9 protein-coding genes are annotated in these 13,599 nt (G+C 53.6%); 2 read left to right on the top strand and 7 right to left on the bottom strand.

What is annotated here, in order from left to right:
* The first annotated feature begins 105 nt into the window (after nt 1-105).
* Nucleotides 106-1,428 (top strand): nickel pincer cofactor biosynthesis protein LarC, encoded by a 1,323-nt coding sequence (larC, locus tag KOR42_RS09605; protein WP_146509175.1) that lies wholly within the window; start codon nt 106-108, stop codon nt 1,426-1,428.
* A gap of 93 nt (nt 1,429-1,521) precedes the next feature.
* Here larC and KOR42_RS09600 read toward each other — a convergent pair whose 3' ends face one another.
* From KOR42_RS09600 to KOR42_RS09570, 7 genes are all read right to left on the bottom strand, one after another.
* Entirely contained in the window at nt 1,522-3,138 is a 1,617-nt protein-coding gene (locus KOR42_RS09600; protein WP_146509173.1) for a hypothetical protein, read from the bottom strand.
* Nucleotides 3,135-5,531 (bottom strand): ABC transporter substrate-binding protein, encoded by a 2,397-nt coding sequence (locus KOR42_RS09595; RefSeq protein ID WP_231740823.1) that lies wholly within the window; start codon nt 5,529-5,531, stop codon nt 3,135-3,137. Before KOR42_RS09595 ends, KOR42_RS09600 begins: the two co-directional genes overlap by 4 nt.
* A 49-nt stretch (nt 5,532-5,580) precedes the next feature.
* On the bottom strand, nt 5,581-9,237 hold the full coding sequence (locus KOR42_RS09590; RefSeq protein WP_146509169.1) for an outer membrane protein assembly factor BamB family protein: 3,657 nt from the start codon (nt 9,235-9,237) through the stop codon (nt 5,581-5,583).
* 164 nt (nt 9,238-9,401) lie between these two features.
* Nucleotides 9,402-10,115 carry a biopolymer transporter ExbD gene (locus tag KOR42_RS09585; RefSeq protein ID WP_146509167.1) on the bottom strand — a complete coding sequence of 238 codons (714 nt, stop codon included), beginning with the start codon at nt 10,113-10,115 and terminating at the stop codon, nt 9,402-9,404.
* 22 nt (nt 10,116-10,137) lie between these two features.
* Nucleotides 10,138-10,584, bottom strand: a complete 447-nt coding sequence (locus KOR42_RS09580; protein WP_146509165.1) for an ExbD/TolR family protein — start codon at nt 10,582-10,584, stop codon at nt 10,138-10,140.
* 109 nt (nt 10,585-10,693) lie between these two features.
* Nucleotides 10,694-11,341: a MotA/TolQ/ExbB proton channel family protein gene (locus KOR42_RS09575; RefSeq protein ID WP_146509164.1), complete on the bottom strand. Its 648-nt coding sequence runs from the start codon at nt 11,339-11,341 to the stop codon at nt 10,694-10,696.
* Between the two features lie 47 nt (nt 11,342-11,388).
* Nucleotides 11,389-12,240, bottom strand: a complete 852-nt coding sequence (locus KOR42_RS09570) for a hypothetical protein (RefSeq protein WP_231740822.1) — start codon at nt 12,238-12,240, stop codon at nt 11,389-11,391.
* A gap of 273 nt (nt 12,241-12,513) precedes the next feature.
* Between KOR42_RS09570 and KOR42_RS09565 the strand changes: the two genes are divergently transcribed.
* The gene (locus KOR42_RS09565; protein WP_146509160.1) at nt 12,514-13,479 is read left to right on the top strand and encodes a D-alanine--D-alanine ligase family protein; all 966 of its coding nucleotides are present in this window, start codon (nt 12,514-12,516) and stop codon (nt 13,477-13,479) included.
* Nucleotides 13,480-13,599: the final 120 nt, after the last annotated feature.

The following is a 13,599-nucleotide window of genomic DNA, read 5'->3' as shown; positions in this document are numbered from 1 at the left end:
TCAGCTTTCACTCAAAAACGAGTTCCGGTGTGTGCGGAGACATTGAGAAAATGATCGGGCCCACAGCCAGACCGTCTTCATTCGAAAAGCCATCAGAGTGCGTCCATGAAAGTTGCCTACCTGCAGTGCGGAACTGGAATCAGCGGAGACATGACGCTGGCGGCGCTGATTGACGCAGGGGTCGATCAGGAGAAATTGCAGGCGGCAATTCAGTCGCTCCGACTTCCGGGCGTCAATCTCATTGTCAGCGAAGTGATGAAGGGCTGTTTTCGAGCCCGGCATATTCGCGTTGAACATCCCGAGCAGCATGCTCATCGGCATTACAGCGACATCGTGGAAATTCTGAATCAGGCAGACGGTCTTTCAGACAAACAGCGAAGCCTCGCACAGTCGATTTTTCTGGAGGTTGCAAAGGCAGAGGCTCAGGTTCACGGGACTGACGTCGAGAGCATTCACTTTCATGAAGTGGGGGCCATCGATTCAATTGTCGACATCGTGGGTGCGGCCGTCGGCTTTGATCTTCTCGGATGTGATCAGATTCATTGCAGCCCCATTCCGCCAGGGCGAGGTCAGGTGAATATCGATCACGGATTGTGCGATGTCCCCACTCCCGGTACGGCGGAACTTCTCAAGGGTATTCCATTGGTCGATGTGCCGATCGAAGCTGAGCTGACGACTCCTACCGGGGCTGCGATTGTCAAAACGCTTGTTGATCAATTCGGCCCGTTGCCGTCGATGACGATCCAATCGATCGGCTACGGCGCAGGGACGATGAACTTTGAGTCACGTGCGAATCTGCTGCGGCTGTTCGTCGGAACAGTTTCGGTTCCGGCGGGAACGGATGAAGTCTGTCTGCTCGAGACCAATCTCGATGACGTCAGCGGCGAAGTGATTGCCCATACCATGCAGCGACTTTTAGAAGCGGGGGCGAAGGACGTTTATTCGATCCCGATTCAAATGAAGAAAGGGCGTCCAGCGACGATGCTCTGCGTGCTGGCGGATCCGCTGCAACAGGAGAAGCTGGAAAAAATTCTTTTCGCTGAAACCGGGACGCTTGGAATCCGGCAGCAGCGAATCTTGAGATCAACCCTCGCGCGTCAGGCACACACTGTCCTCACCGATCTGGGACCGGTCCTTGGAAAAGTGGCCTGGCATCGAACGGGAATTCCGAGCTTTTCCCCGGAATTCGAAGACTGCGCCCGAATTGCGAAAGAGCATTCGCTGCCGATTCGCGAAGTCTATCGATCCGCGATCACAGCCTTTGATGCTCAAAGCATCGGATCGAGTCCTGAGCGTATTTCGCCCACGCATTCGAGTTCCGCGACCGCCAGTGATCACAAGACGCACGATCGCGACCATCACAGCCACGATCATGATCATCACGGCCATGACCATGATCACGACCACCATGGGCATGATCACGGGTAATTCTCGCTCATTCCTGTCGAGGTTGAAGCGTGAGCATTTCGACTCGATCCGCGTTCGACTTCCGTGTTCGTTCGATGCGGTTCCGACAATGCTTTAGCCGCTATTGCGACGTTCTTCGTCCATCTGTCGGCGGAACTCTGCGATTCGGAATGGATCGAGGTGTTTCTCGGCGGACTCACGAATCCCTCGACACAGCCTTTTGACACGGCTTTCGGCCACGCGATCGTGAGCGGCCCGGGCTTCGTAGACGCCTCGAACTTCAAGGCCTTCGATTCTGTTGCGGAAATTTTCGAGAGTCGGCAGTTCCTGAAGCTGAACGAGAAACTTGCTGACGTTTTCCCAGTCCTTCTTTTTCGCGGCTCCGCGAGTCCGAGCCATGAGGACTTCCCGCGTGGCAACGACATCAATCAATTCGCTTTGGAGCAGAGTGACTTCACCTTCCACGTTGAGTCGATGAGTATCGTCCGGGACCTCGATCTCCAGGAACGGCTCATAACCCGGGATGAGTGGAACTCGGGCCAGAAGTGCTTCCCCGCTATAGACGAAGAGGAACTGAACTGGGTTTTCGTGGTCTGCCGGAATGGTGACGATGCCACGTCGATCGGTCTGGAGCTTGAGTCGGTCCTCAACTTTGTCTTCTTCGGTCGGGAGTCGATTCATGACTTCACACCGAAAGCCGACCAACGGATTGAGCCGGTCTCCGCGCGGGTAAATGAGAACTTCGGTCGCAGGCAGGTGAGGACGAATTCGCATCGCCATTACTTCGACGCGACGTCGGGAGCCAGCAATGGGGGCTCGAAATGCGGACGTCATCGAGACCTGCATTCGGCTGCGAGTGATTGATTCGACTTTCAGGTAAGTCCATGGAATCGGTTGAATGCGTTGAACAACACGTTGGCGATCCAGATAGCGGAAATACGGGACCAGATAATCTCCCGGCTGAAATTGCATCATCTCCGGGTTTCTTGCGAACAGTTCCCCCGCTCGAATCAGAAATTCGATCTTCTCGTCTTCAATGGTTTCAAGTTCTGCAAGAGGTCGAAAACTCTCCAGTATCAACCGGGCTGCTTCGGCTTGCAGGTCTCGATGATCGAGAATCGTCGCTGAGTGAAAACTTCCCAGCGATTGAGAATTCTCGTCCCATTCCCGTGTCGCGACATCGTAGCGACCGGGCGAGGAGGAAATTGTGCACAGAATCGTCTTGTCGAATTCATCCGTTGGCGGAGTCTTTTCGGCCTCGGAAGATTCATCCGCTTCGGCTTCCGATGAAGAGGCTTCCGAAGTGAACTCTTCGAGAGATTCAAGCTGTGCTTCGGTGATCCAGGTCTTTTCGTCAGCGTGGATGACGTCGACTTCCCACATCTTGTGAACTTCTGCCGAGATCAGTCGTTCGACTCGATCCGTAAACATCGGTTGGTTGGCGAATCGCAAGTTCGCGTGCGGCCCGACCGACACGATCACACGAATCCGGTAAGGACGCAGGATCCAGGGGGCCGGTTGGGCAGGGACAACAACAGTTGTTTGTTCGGAAGTCTCAGATGCTTTTGTCGATTCCTCGTTGTCCGAGGAATCGGTTTGTTGTTTGGCTGACTCGTCCGCATCCTGTGCGGAAACACGCTGTACGTTCCCGAACAGCGAGATCGCCAACATCAGTCCACTACAGACAACAACAAGTCCTCGAGCTTTCATCTCTGTTATTGATCGTTTCATGGCAACTCGGTTTCGTACCAGGCATCAATCGTCCAGCGGTCAATGCGGTCGTAGCAGTGAAGGGGGCGTTGCGGGAATCCCTGCACGTTTTTTCGGATCACGACAAACCGATCCAACTCCCAAAGCGGAAAGACGGATGTGTCGTACCATAAGTGCCTGTGGAGCGTCTGCAGAGCGGTAATCGCTCGGCTCTGGTCACTCGTGCGGTCGAGCTGAACAAGTTCCTGTTTCAGCCAGTCAGGGTAATGATCGAGATCGCTCAGTTTCGCTCGCGGCTGCAACGACAGAAATGGCCACATTTGGACCAGCGGTTCGGGAATCTGAGTCCGGCGATAGAGGATGTCCCACGATTCCGGTTTTGGTTCATGGGCGTAAACGAGATTCACTTGCAAACCGATCTTGTTCCAGACGCGAGCGATTTCACGAGCCACTTCCTCTTCGATTGGACCCGGAGCGACAATCATCGTGAGAGGGGGGATTCCGTCTTTGAGCTGTTTCTTCGATGCAAGCAGCATCGCAACTGCTGCAGACAGGTCGTATCGACGAGGTTCCACCAGCAGGTTTCTTCCGGGATTGGAAGCGAAAAACGGTGTGGTGGCGAGGCGACCGTGAGCCATTTTCGGGTCCTGGAGCACGACTTCGCGAAGTAGTCGTTCGCGATTGACGGCATAAGCGAGTGCCGTTCGAAGTTCGCGGTTGCGCAAAACGGTGCTTGCGGGGTTGAATTGCAAGACATGAGTTTCAGGCATCATGTACTGCAAAACGAAGAACTTTTTCATGAAAGCTTCGTCGGCCTGCATCCGTCGAATGATTCGATCGGGAAGCTCTGGAAGCATCGAGACTTCACCGCGGACCAGTCCCTGCGCAGCTTTTTCGTAGCAGTCGTATTTCTGTTCGAGAACCTCTGCGATGTGATATTTTTGAAGTCCTTCCGGTTCAGTCAGCTTGCGAAGATAGATTGTCTGGTCGTCGGCTTCATCGACCATTCGGAAGCCGCCGGGATCGGTGATGGGACCGATTGCTTCCTCTTCATCAAGATTGCCGACAGTGATCTGGGCCAGAAGTGGTTCGATGCGTGGAGGAACCCGTTTGAACGCTAGTGAGAATTCCGTTGGTGAAATGACTTCGACTGATTTCACGTACGCGGAGAGACGTTCGTCGAAATTCGGATGATCCGGATCGAGGCGATTGATCAAATGCGTCACGATGTCTGTGACCGAAACAATGGCCTGCATTTCATAAGGCTGCCGGAATTGCTTCAGCTTGAATCGCATCTCGCGGCCGAGATCGGTGGGTTCCCACTCATCGAAGAATCGAGTCCAGTAGTAAGCTGTTCCGTCGCGAAGCCGGTCGACTTCGAACAGGTTCAACTCGGTGAGCTCAGCTTTTCGTAAATCGGCCGGACCTTCGATGAAGTAGGCATGGCACTCTCCGGGAGCGTCGATGACGCCGACTTTCAGTCTTTGAAATCGTTCCGAGTGGACTCGATGAGGTCCGCGTAGTCCGGGTGTTCGAGGCCAGATTGAGACGGCTTCGTCGACGAGTTTGGCTGCCTTGCGGTGCTCTCCAGCCTGAGCGGCTGCGTCTGCACTGGCGAGGATGGATTGGACTTTTTGTGAGAGTTCGCCCGCAAACTGATTGTAGACAGCATGATCTGGGAATCGATTCGACAGCCAGCTGAGATAGAACTGTGCGGACAGGTAGTCGTTGCGGTCGATGGCAGATTGTGTCAGCCCGGAAATCGCCCGACCGGCCAGTTCGGGAATGCTTCCGTAAGTCTTGTCCTTCTCGAGCAACTCATCAATGAGCATCAAGCTGGAGGAGTAATCCCCTTTGTCCACTCGTTGTCTGGTGTCGACAAAAAGCAGGTCGACATAGACTTCGTCGAGGCCGGGCCAGTCCGGGCGCGTTCGCTGGAGTCGTGTCAGTAGCTCGAGCGCTGGATTGATTTCATCGTCTTTGAGAAGTTCCTGAATGCGGCGGATCATCAGATCTTCATGATGAATGATTTCCGTAATTCGTCGCAGTGGAAACTTGAACTCCGGGTTTCCCTGAACATCGGGCAGAGAGACGTAAAATTGATTGAGGTCATCAATTTCTCGTGACAGCCGGTCTCTCCGTTCAACGGGAAGTTTTCTCCGCTCCTCTTCTTTGGCTTCGATTTCTGCCAGACGGAGTGCGATTGTGTCGGGGCGCGGATTGACCGATTCCACTTCCAGTACGCCCCCTGTGTTCAACACGACCCAGTCTCTTGGTGGGTCGTTGAGAAGTTGCTCGGCGGTGGGCAACGTCATCTCTTCCAGCGTCGGAAGAGTTTCCTCTTCTTCCGGCTGAGCAATGCAGATCCCGGAGATGATCAGCAAGAACAAAAGAGTGAATGGGAGATGTTTCATTGTCCAACAAGTCATGAGGTCAAACTGAGAAAGTCCTGTTGCTTTGGACTCACGAGGGGGCGTGAAGTTTGTAAAGCGTTCCATCAATCGAGAAGACGAACACACTTCCTTCCGCGAGGAATGGCGGATCGCTCAGCGTGGCGTCGAGAGACTGCCGGGCTGTGACTTCATGGCTGTTCAGATCGACATACAGCACTTGTCCGTTCTGCAATGTGATCACAACTTTTGAGTCCTTTTCAACAGCTCCGGTCGGCGGAACACCGTTGGTTGGGATCGTGAAGACGTCGCTCAGATCAGTTGTCGTGGCTGCCAAGAGTGACTTTCCGCCCTGTGGAATGAGAATGATGTCCCCAATGAAGACCGGTGTTGTCGATATGGGGTCAGAGAACTGGCGGGTTGCAATCGGATCGAGGCGGTTGGTGTCGAGAAGCGATAACTTCCGAGAGGCATCGGCGACTGCAATCATCGAATCAGTGGTTGCGACCGGAATGGAAACATCACTGCCTAATTCGAGTTTGGCGACTTCAGCAAGGTGAGGGCTTGGCGATGTCTGAATCTTCAGGAGTCGAACGGTCCCGTTGGTGGACACAGCGACGATGGTTTCGTCGTTGATGGGGGCGACATCTTCCCATTCCGATTCATCACCTGTCGGAAGCTGAAATCCGCGAATCCGTGACTGGCCGGAGAAGCGGGCAAAGTCGAGTGCTCCGGGAATCGGCAAGACAACGCGATCTCCCAGCGGACAAGGCGGGGCTTGAAGCGGCTTGCTGAGTTGAGGTGAACCCTCAATTTGCCCGGCGGCGTTGATCATCCACAAGCGAGGTTCCGGATCTCCGCAGACGACGGCAATACGATTCTTCGACATCTCTGCCCCCATCAGCGGAGTGACGAGATCAGGATGAAGCGGAAGTCGGACAGATGCATTCGTCAGAAACGGACCGCTCGACAGCTGGCGATCTCCGACGCGAAAGGCGTGGCCAGCTTCGTTGACGACCGCGAGGTTGAACGCTCCATTGTCTCGAACAGTCGAAGCGAGCGGGCGTCCGCCGAGAACGATTTGCCAGTCACTTGTCAGTGATTCTCGATCTGTGCGAGTAAACGTTGCGGCCGAGGTGTAAGGTCGGCTGCGTCCGTTGAGAAGGAATCCAGACAGAGCTTTGAGCGGTTGAGTTGCCAGTCCCGGAGAAATGGGATCTCCGTCAGGCTGGAGCGAATCTGTTGTCAGTTGCAATCGATTGAGTGCATCTGTCGCCATCCAAACTTGACCATTTGGACCGGTCAGAAGGCTCATGCTGACGTCACCCATTCGGGCCCCTTCGAAGACGGGGCCAGCTGTCAATGGAGGTTGACCGGGATCGTCAGAGACGTTGAACGCGTAGATTCTCTGTCCTGTCGCTGGGACGAACAGGTCGCGACCGCGAATCACTGGGGCGTCGATGACACGACCTGAAACGCGAGCGGAATCGACTTCAATAATCGGTTCTGTTCCGGATTCCGCAAGCAGCAGATGGAGCGTCGCCGAATCTGTTCGGTTTTCAATGAGCAGCATGTACGGTCCCATTGGAAGCAGCGGTGCCCCAACAGATCCCGGAGCTTGTCCCAGATAAGAGACATTCGTGCATTCGAATGGACGTTGAGAGACGGTGTAGAGGACTTCTTCGTAGCCAGCGACAAGCAGATGTTGTTCATCGCGAAGCTGGACCGCTCCGGAAATGGGCTGTGAGAACTGAAGCTCTCCGACCATCTGGCCGCTTTCGAGGTCGATTGCAATTAACCGACCGGAATCTGTCGACAGATAGATGGTGTTGTCGACCATGAGCGGAGAACTGCTGACGTAGTCGTCGATTCGCTGACGCCAGATGAGTTGTCCAGTCGTTTGATGGAGCCGAACCAGTTCGAGGTGATTGGTATCGAAGTAAATGACGCTGGGGAGGTTGTCTTCTTCGATCGGGAAGAATGGAGTGTTGAGACCGATGACGCGTCGCCAGACGGGTTCTCCCGTAACGAAGTCGACTCCGTACAGGCAGTCTTTCGCAAGGGCGATGACGGACTTGCCGACGGAGATTTCATCGATTTTCGTCCGACCCTGAAACGCGAGCGTAAGCAGATCGGCTTCGGGAGTTCGATCTTCAACGATCGCTTCCTGCTCGACATCAATTGGGACAACTTTGTCTTTTTCGGCGGTGAGTGCTCGATTGAAGAGAGCCACCACCTGTTTGTCGTTCTCGAATCCATTCCGATCCGTTGGGCTCGACGTGGGATAGCGAACGATGAGATCACGCCGGATTTTGAGCGCATCGAGTGGAGAAGGTTCTCCTCCTTCTGTGTTCAGAGCCGCTTCCATTCGGTCGACATGATCTTTGAAAACGTTGTTTCGCAGAATCGCTGCTTCGGAAACTCGAAGTGCTGATTCGATTTGATTGAGCGTTTCCGTCGGCGGAGCATCTTTGGGCGAGTAAGTGTTCAAGATCGTCCGGGCTTCTCGCGAGATGCGGAGGAAATCTTCGTTGAATTGTCTTCCCGCAGCGACTGCTGCTTCGAGCGAGATCTTTCGAGCGTGCGTGACAATTTCCGGGTGAAGTGCTTCGAAATCCGCTTCTCGATCGGAGTTTTCACGGATGAAGACTCGCAGTACATCGAGTCCTTCGGGGAATTTGGGCGTTGCGCTTTCGATCTGCTGTCGGACGCGCGCCAGTCCCAGCAACTCCTTCGCTTTCACGCTGAGTTCGTCACGAGGATGCAGGAGGATGAATTCGTTGAATGCGGCGATCGCGTTCTGAAACTTGCCTTCGTCGTAGACCGCTTTCGCCTGATCGAATTCCTGTTGAGTCGTCTGACGAAACGCGATGAAGTAGAAGATTGCTCCAGTCAGCATCAATGCAACTGCACCGCCAGCGAGACCGAGCACGAGTGGAGAACGCAGCGGATCTTCTTCACCGGGACGACGTTGCCGGGAAGAACGCATCGCTTCCCGGAGGCGAGGACTCATTTCATCATCACGACTGACGACCGGTTGAGGTTCCGGAACTTTCGGTTCCGAAGCTGGAGGGGGACTTGCCTCAGCTTTGACCGGTTTGACGGGGGCAGACTTCTCTGTGCTTGCGGGCTTTGAACTGCTTCGGCTCTTTGATTTCGTGGACGAGCGTGATGACTTCGATGACTTGGATTTTTTCTTCGGTTTGGACGAGATCTCTCCACTGCGGCTTTCGGCAGCGAGGGCCTCGAGTCCGGCGGCGAGGCTACCTTCGTTGGAACCATCGAAATCGTCGTCGTCGAATTCTTCGACATCATCAACAACATCTTCTGATGGCTTGGCTGGTCGAGAACGTTCTTCTCTTTCTCGTCTCACTTCGACTTCTTCCGTCAACGGTTTCAGTGAGGAGGCACTATCGACACCAACTCCAGCGACGTCGGCTTCTTCTTCGGTATGAAAGCGAAGATCGACTGACCCGAATCTCAGGACATCTCCGTCTTTCAAAACGGCCTTGTTGACCGGAGTTCCGTTGACATCGATCGAGCCAGTTCCCAGAGAAACTGCTTCGAACGCCGACTTCCCCCAACTGATTCGGCAGTGCAGAATCTCGACATCCGGTTCTTCGATCGTGATGTCGGCAGACGCGTGGCTTCCGATGGTGACTGGGATCTGTTTCGACAGTTCCCGTCGCTCAGAATCGCCAGACATATGAATGATTTCAAGAAACGGCATCAATCAACCTGCTTGCTCAGAAGAGCCGAATTCGATGAGGAATTCGGATTCGATTATCATTTTTGATCGTTGAATTCAGACTTCGGATTTTGCTTTGGATTCGAGTTTCATCGGGCTTTGGAATCGGGGGAATGTGATGACTGACGGACGGAACCGTCCGGTGATCAGTCGTCCCCTTTCTTCGAGGCTCGGCGGATTCGCTGCATCTCAACTTCAATTCCGGCATCGGTGACGGCCACGACGATTCCATGTGTGGCATTCGCGTGAGCTTCGATGAGCATCTCGGTCTTGCCTTCGTTACTGATTTTCGCTCCGAGAAGGTCCGTCAATTCTCCGATTCCGGAGACAGGGACGTCATCGACCCGGATGTTGTTTTGTTCGTCGATCTCGACAACGACAGACTCTTCTTCGAGATCTTCCATGGTGATCGATTGGGCGGCGCCTTCCTGATCCGGTTCGGGGGGCGCAGTTTCCAGCGACCGTTGCATGCTGAACGAGGCTGTGATCATGAAGAAGATGAGGAGCAGGAATGTCACGTCGACCATTGGCGTCATATCGAGACCCGATTCTTCGAGTTCGACGGCGCCCAGGCTGAAGTCGTCGTCCTCCTCGTCTTCATCCTCAATCCAGGGATTGGCTCGCTCAACCCACTCGTTTCGAATCTCTTCTTGCGAGAGGCTTGCCTGTTCGTTTCGGACGATTTGAAGTTTCTCAGCCTGTTCGTCCTCTTCGATCGGGCTGGCAGCCGTTTCGAGTGCATCGGGGACGGGAACTTTCACGCGATGCACGCACTCCGGACAAGTAATCACCTTGCCCGCTTTTCGGCGGGTAATGCTGAGTTTCTGCCCACAGTGGGAGCATCGAAACAGGATCGGCATAAGTGCTCTTTAACTATCCGGGTTAGTTGTCTTTGTCCATCACGCCTACGTAAAACTTCAGTTCCGCCTCGTTCTCTGTATTATTCGCAGCTCGGGCGACCTCTTCGACATATCCCGACGGCAGTTCCGAGTCGGCTTTGATAATCACATTCATCTTTCCCTCAGAAATCCCCTCGTTGACGTAGGCGGTGACCTCTTCGGGTGTCACGGGACCGTTCTCTTTGGTTCCGTCGGAGAGATAAATTTCCGGGTCTCCGTCAGTGTTGAAGATTGTCAGGACCGTGGATTTCGAAAGGGCGATTCCCTGTCCGTGTCTCGCTGGGGGGATATGGACCGTCGCTGCCTTCTTCATGTTGGAGGTCACCATGAAGAAGATCAAAAGCAGGAACGTCACGTCGATCATCGGAGTGATATCCAGATCGTCGTCGTCGCTCTCGACTCGCTTACTCTTGGAGAAATTTGCCGGCACCTTGCCATCCTTCTCGACACATCAGAGCCATCATTGTGTCCGTTGAACGGTTTCGTTTCACTGACTGGGCTCGACAGTTGGAATTGTCGAACGACCATTGTTTCGAGGGTTAACCTTCCGCCATGACCTTTTCGAGGTCGTGAAGAAACTCACTTAGGTCTTCCTGAACAGCGTCGGTCATTTTGCCTTTTCGAACCTGCACCAGCGACGCCAGCATCGTCAATGGAATGGCGATCATCAAACCACAGGCGGTTGTGAACAGGGCGAAGCTGATGTCTTCCGCGAGGTCGGCTGGGTTCACACCTGATTCTGAGGCACCCGCGATTTTCTTGAACGCCAGAATCATCCCCGAAACGGTTCCGAGCAGCCCCAGCATCGGAGCGGTTTTGACAATCGTTCCGATCCACGAAAAGCGATATTCCAGGTCAGCGAGAACGTCACGCTCGTACTTTTCAGCGAGTAGGACTCGCAGCTTCGACAAACCCCGATCGCGATGAGCCAATGCCACCAGGATCATTTGAGCCAATGCTTTGCTCCAGTATGGAGGCGAATCACAGAGCTCGGCGATGCCGTCGAAATCTCGTCGATAAAGACGATCGCGGACTTCCTCGAGAAACTCTGCCGACCGTGCCGGACTGGAGAATCTCTTCTGACTGATCTTGCGGATCAGCAAGACCACGCAGAACAACCCATACAGTGCAGCCAATGCCATGGCGATGTAAATCACCGGCCCTGACCATCTCAGAATCAGTTCCATAATCCTGCTTTCAACTCAGTAATTGCGATCGTCACGATCTGGGAACGTTACCGCAAGTAGGTCTGTCGTGTGACAACAAAATTGTACCCGGAACCTTTTCGAGTCACGACGAAGTAGGTTCGTCGAATCTCTTTGGCGTTCCGTTTTGCATATTCGTATTCAGTCTGCAGCAAAAGCTGTTCAGTCTTCTTGGGATAGAAGTGGAAGAGAATGGCATCAGAAACGTCCACTCCCGCCCGCTTAAACAGCTCAGCGTCTGCAGCTTTTCGATTTCCTGCCTGCCAGGTCATGTAAAGACGCGTTTCTCCCTTTCCGGAAGACTTGGTCACTTTTCTTGGTGTACCGCTCATTCCAGAAAGCAGGACGAGTTGTCCGCTGGGGAGCAGCGCGCCCATTTCAATTCCAAAATAATCGAGTTGTTTGGCGTATTCAGAAATCGAAGCTTCGTCGGAGTAGCGAATGAACCATCGCTGTTCGTTCGGAATTCCTCCCGTTCCTGGGCCGTTTCCTAATCCGCGGCGGCCCGTTCCATCAGCACTTCCCGGAGTTCCGGATGCGTCGGTCGAGACAGCATTGACCTGCTGAGCTTGTTGTGTGGCCTGATCGGCCAGTTCGACGACATTGTCGACCACTTCGGTCAATTCCTGCTCGTCGAGAACTTCTTCGTTGGGAGATGGGTTTTCTGCCGGATCTTCGGGCGATTCGACCTTCAGAGTCTCGTCGGGAGCCCCATCTTCAGCACCTCCGGCGATTTCGACCATCTCCATCGGGACGAGAAACGTTTGCCTCGGAGGGCGAGTCGTTGCCCACCAGATGACAATCGCGATCACGACCAGAATGAGCCCGAGCACGAACGCAATCATTCCAGCACTGAGTCGGTCGAAGAAGGTTAACTTCATGACCGGTTCAGGAACGTTGGAGGCAACGGGTGACGAAATTGTGGAAGTGAGAGGTGAAAATCGCATGAGATAAGGCGATACTTTCAGAGCTGATTTAGCCGAAGAAGACGTTCTATCGTCTCACTTATTGCAAAGATAGTATGCAATCTCTCTGATGGTTGCCATCATCTGGCAGTTGTTCGTGGTCTCAATTCCTTCACTTTCGAGAACAACCGGATTTCTCGTCTTGAACATCCGAACCGTCAAAATTGAAGTTTTGAGGAGGAGCACTCTTTGAATCGTATTCCCACGGAGGTGAGTATTGTCGTCCTTGCTGGAGGAGAATCCCCTGAGAGAGAGATCAGCTGCGAGTCTGGTGCATGCGCTGCGAATGCTTTGCGAGCAAGGGGCCACAGTGTTCATGAAGTCGATCCGGCAGACGTTTCTCTCGGAGAAATGAGTTGGCCAGAACAGCCGGTCGTCCTCAATATGCTTCATGGAGAGTATGGCGAAGATGGAACTTTGCAGAGTGAGCTCGATCGATTGAAAATTCCGTACACCGGCAGCGACTCCGCGTGTTCGAAACTCACTTTTCATAAGGATCAGGCGAAAAACTTCCTGCTTGAACGAGGGCTTTCCACTCCACCATTTCGACTGATCGATCATCAGGAGAAGCTGCCGAGTGTGCTTCAGGCTGCTTCTGAAATCGGGTTTCCGCTATTCATGAAACCAAACGCGCAAGGTTCCAGCTTGGGCGTTTCGGTCGTGTACTCACCCGAGAATTTGTACGAAGGCTGGGGAATTGCGTGTGAATACGAATGCCCAGTGATCCTGGAGAAAGCGATCATTGGAGAAGAATGGACCGTCCCGTTTCTCGATCACGTTCCACTTCCCCCGATCAAGATCGCGCCGAGTCATCCGTTTTTCGACTACTCAGCCAAATATGAGGATGAGTCGACTCGGTACAATGTGATCAATGTCGACGAAAATCCCGTCGCCCGACATGTCACGGAGATCAGTCAGAATGCGTGTGAAATGCTCGGGACTCACGGCGTTTGTCGCGTCGACTTAATCGCTGACGAGGCTGGGCAGGGCTGGATTCTTGAGGTCAATACTTCTCCGGGAATGACATCTCACAGCCTCGTCCCCATGTCCGCAGCTGCTTTGGGATGGGATCTGGGAGAGTTGTGCGAGCGGAATATTCTCTCTGCTTTCACTCGCTTCACAAATCAGGAAACTAAACCTAAGAGTCATGACTGATGCGAGTCTGGTTGTGCCAGCTGCTTTTCAGTGAAGATTCTTCATGTTTTTCTGCCCCGATCATTCCAGCGTGTAGAGTCAAGAAGATGCGTTTGCATTCAATTTTGACTCAAGTATCTG

It is taken from the genome of Thalassoglobus neptunius, assembly GCF_007859735.1.
In the GTDB taxonomy this organism is placed as follows: Bacteria; Planctomycetota; Planctomycetia; order Planctomycetales; family Planctomycetaceae; genus Thalassoglobus; species Thalassoglobus neptunius.
The sequence above is the reverse complement of the archived record's forward strand: the minus strand, read 5'-3'. Positions and strand labels throughout refer to the sequence as shown.

Coding starts and splice junctions, on each gene's coding strand:
- larC (WP_146509175.1), top strand. CDS start 106: ATGAAAGTTGCCTACCTGCAGTGCGGAACTGGAATCAGCGGAGACATG.
- KOR42_RS09600 (WP_146509173.1), bottom strand. CDS start 3,138: ATGAAACGATCAATAACAGAGATGAAAGCTCGAGGACTTGTTGTTGTC.
- KOR42_RS09595 (WP_231740823.1), bottom strand. CDS start 5,531: ATGAAACATCTCCCATTCACTCTTTTGTTCTTGCTGATCATCTCCGGG.
- KOR42_RS09590 (WP_146509169.1), bottom strand. CDS start 9,237: ATGCCGTTTCTTGAAATCATTCATATGTCTGGCGATTCTGAGCGACGG.
- KOR42_RS09585 (WP_146509167.1), bottom strand. CDS start 10,115: ATGCCGATCCTGTTTCGATGCTCCCACTGTGGGCAGAAACTCAGCATT.
- KOR42_RS09575 (WP_146509164.1), bottom strand. CDS start 11,341: ATGGAACTGATTCTGAGATGGTCAGGGCCGGTGATTTACATCGCCATG.
- KOR42_RS09570 (WP_231740822.1), bottom strand. CDS start 12,240: ATGAAGTTAACCTTCTTCGACCGACTCAGTGCTGGAATGATTGCGTTC.